At 60.0% G+C, this 2,543-nt stretch carries 3 protein-coding genes; all 3 read left to right on the forward strand.

From position 1 onward, the window contains the following. The first annotated feature begins 40 nt into the window (after positions 1–40). Positions 41–508: a YbjN domain-containing protein gene (locus tag NW809_RS11925; RefSeq protein ID WP_011430472.1), complete on the forward strand. Its 468-nt coding sequence runs from the start codon at positions 41–43 to the stop codon at positions 506–508. Continuing rightward, entirely contained in the window at positions 508–1,272 is a 765-nt protein-coding gene (locus NW809_RS11930; RefSeq protein ID WP_414402236.1) for a lipoyl protein ligase domain-containing protein, read from the forward strand. Before NW809_RS11925 ends, NW809_RS11930 begins: the two co-directional genes overlap by 1 nt. Positions 1,273–1,767: 495 nt before the next feature. After that, the coding region (locus tag NW809_RS11935; RefSeq protein ID WP_414402237.1) for a TPM domain-containing protein at positions 1,768–2,543 on the forward strand (776 nt) is incomplete at its 3' end.

The raw sequence follows: 2,543 nt of genomic DNA on the forward strand, positions 1-2,543 counted from the left end.
GTATAGTTAAGGTGGTTAGACAGGGAGTAGGGGAAAGACCATGGTCTACAGCGAGCCGCTCATCGACCGTTCTCCAGAAGGTTTTCCAGGCCTGATGGAAGAGCCCCCTCGCTACGTTGAAGTTGTCTCAGCAGTAGTTTCCAGCCTCAAAGAAGATGCCGCCTACGAGAACCACGAGCAGGGCCACACCTGGAAATTCACCTACGGCAGCGTGGAAGTGTTCGTCCACCTGAGCGGCGAATCCCCCGAAGATACCCTGTTGGTGTGGTCTCCCGTGCTCTCTCTGCCGGTGGCGGAGCCGGCTAAGCTCATGCAGAAGCTGCTGGAGAAAAACTGGAGCGAAACTCTGGAAGCCCGTTTTTGCATCTGGAACAACCAAGTGGTGCTAAACCACCACCGCACTCTGGAAGGGCTCAGCGCTGGCGAGATCTCGCGCGCCATCACCCTTGTGGCCAGCTTGGCCGATGAGTACGATGAGCAGCTCCAGGCTGAGTTTCCCAAAGCTTGATGGGATCCCAGGGCTCTTGGCTGCCCTATCGCGTGGCCGCTGGCGGCTGGCAGATGGAGCAGGACTTTTGGCTTTTGCAGCGGCTGCGCCAGGATCCCAGGCCCTGTTTGCGCTTTTACGGCTGGGATCGGCTTACCCTCTCTCTGGGACGTCACCAGGCCTGGCCAGATCTGCCGCCAGGGATCCCGATGGTGCGCCGGCCCACCGGAGGACGGGCGGTGTTGCACCAGGCGGCGGAAGATGCAGCAGAGCTGACCTACAGCTTGGTGTTGCCCCTCTCTTACCTCCAAGCTCGGCTGCCCAATTTGCGGCGAGCCCAGGTGTACGACTTCTGCTGCCGTTTTTGGGTAGAGGGGCTGGCGGCGCTGGGCATTGAGGTGGATGCTCCCGCTTCTGTCCGCGGCCAAGGTGGCCAGGATCGGGGCTACCGCAACAAAATCAGTTGCTTTGCCGCCCGTACCCGTGCCGATCTAAGCTGGCAGCGCAAAAAGCTGATGGGCAACGCCCAACTGTGGCAACCCTGGGGGATCCTGCAACAGGGATCCCTCCTGTTGCGGCCCAATCCCGAGCTGTGGGAACGGTACCTGCCCGGATCGCAAGTGATTGGCGTGTACGACCTTTGCCCAACAGCGCCGGGGATCCCTGCTTTGATCGAACATTTTCTCCAAATGGCCCAGGAGTGCTTTGAGGTGGAATGGCAAGAAGAAGCCTGGCCGGGTCCGCTCCGCGTGGGGGATCCGGCGGGGATAGCTAACCCTGAGTGATAGGGAACGGCAAGATCCACTTCTCCTCTCCTTCTGGGAGAGGGGCTGGGGTTGAGGGGGAGCTCGTCTCATTGGTATTCGGGATAACTTTGGAAGTGGTTGCGTTCTTGACACTCCCGCCGACTCGACTAAAGTCGGGGAATTCTTACGCAGTCCACAGCAGCCCCCCGCCTGCAGGGGGGGTTGGGGGGGGCCGAAAGGGGGGGTAACGGACTTGCGAAGGCGCTGTCAAGACGCCCCTAGACAGCCCTTCAAGGCAAAGCCTCAAGGTTCCGCCCCGCACTAAAGTACGGGGCTACCAAGCTAACCTTCTGTGTCGGCGGAGACTGTAGGCCAAGGCAGGGAAGTGTTTCAAATGCATCTCCATCCAAGGGGGCTATGCTAAAACCAAGGCAGCGCTCAGCCAGGTGAGCCATGCCAAAAGTTTGGGCAGCAGTCTTGCTAAGTGTATCGCTGTGGCTGCCGTAGCCCGCTTGGGCCATTACCCTCGAGCAAGTGCCCAACCCCCGCCGCAGCTATGGGGGATGGGTTTCCGACACCGCCGACATCCTCAGCAGTAGCACTGAAAACGAGCTAAACCGTCTCCTCACCCAGCTTGAGCAGCGCACCGGTGCCGAGATGGCGGTGGTCACGGTACCCAATACCCAGGGATATGCCACGCCGAAAGCGTTCACCACGCAACTGTTCAACTACTGGGGCATTGGCAAGGCTGGCCAAAACAATGGCGTGTTGTTTCTTATCTCGGTGGGGGATCGGCGGGTAGAAATTGAAACCGGCAGGGGTTTGGCCACCATCCTTCCCGACAGCCGCGTTCAGCAGATTATCGACCAGCAGATCCTGCCCAAGTTTCGCAATAGGGATTTCGATGGCGGCACCTTGGCGGGAGTACGGCAGTTAGCCTCAGTCCTGCAGGGGCAGCCGGTTGCCGAGGTTCCTTCAGCCGCTTCTCAAGCTTCCACTTCTCTTTCCACCGCAGCCGTTCCTCGAGCGGTTGGAACGGGATCCCTGGCTGCCGCTCAAAGCTCACTGGAAGGGATCCTGCTGCTGTTGGGGATCATTATCCTAGGGGTGGGGTGGCAGCGCTCCCGCCAGCCGGTCTATCTTAAGGCCGAGCGGGGAGGAGCAAAAGTCCTGTCCCTGACACGCCGAGAGCAGGGGACAATGGCTGCCCTCTCCTCACTGCAGAGCGATCCCATTCGCTTGTTTCTCTATTCCGGCTCCCTCTGCTTTGGCCTCTTCCTGTTGTCAGCCAGCGGCAACTGGCTGGTACC

It is taken from the genome of Synechococcus sp. WC101 (assembly GCF_047461555.1).
GTDB lineage: Bacteria > Cyanobacteriota > Cyanobacteriia > Thermostichales > Thermostichaceae > Thermostichus.

Coding starts and splice junctions, on each gene's coding strand:
- NW809_RS11930 (WP_414402236.1), top strand. CDS start 508: ATGGGATCCCAGGGCTCTTGGCTGCCCTATCGCGTGGCCGCTGGCGGC.
- NW809_RS11925 (WP_011430472.1), top strand. CDS start 41: ATGGTCTACAGCGAGCCGCTCATCGACCGTTCTCCAGAAGGTTTTCCA.